The organism is Mesorhizobium sp. M8A.F.Ca.ET.161.01.1.1 (assembly GCF_004792105.1).
In the GTDB taxonomy this organism is placed as follows: domain Bacteria; phylum Pseudomonadota; class Alphaproteobacteria; order Rhizobiales; family Rhizobiaceae; genus Mesorhizobium.
In genome coordinates this window covers 1-316 of the sequence record NZ_SRTD01000340.1, presented here as the reverse complement: position 1 = coordinate 316, position 316 = coordinate 1, and the positions used below count along the sequence as shown (strand labels likewise).

Annotated in this window: 1 protein-coding gene; it reads left to right on the top strand. The window is 59.8% G+C overall.

The features are described 5' to 3' along the window. Positions 1-316: TOBE domain-containing protein (locus EN804_RS35980; protein WP_135922398.1), on the top strand; the 316-nt coding region annotated here is incomplete at both ends.

Below are 316 nucleotides of genomic sequence, written 5' to 3'. Positions count from 1 at the left end.
ATCGGTGACATCAATATTTTCGACGCCAATGTCGTCGCCAATGCTTCCAATATCGGCAGGCCCGGCCTCGTGACACTGGATTGCGACGGGCTGAAGGTGGCGGTTGAGCAGGAATGCGCCGCTGCTGCCGGTAGCCAGGTGGCTTTCGCAATCCGGCCAGAGAAGGTGCGCATCTCGCTCGATCAGCCTGCCGATAGCAGCATCAACTCCGCCTATGGCGAGGTATGGGATATCGGCTATCTGGGCGACTTCTCGGTCTTCATCGTCAAGCTTGCCGATGGCCGCGTCATCCGCGCCGCACAGGCAAATGTCTCGC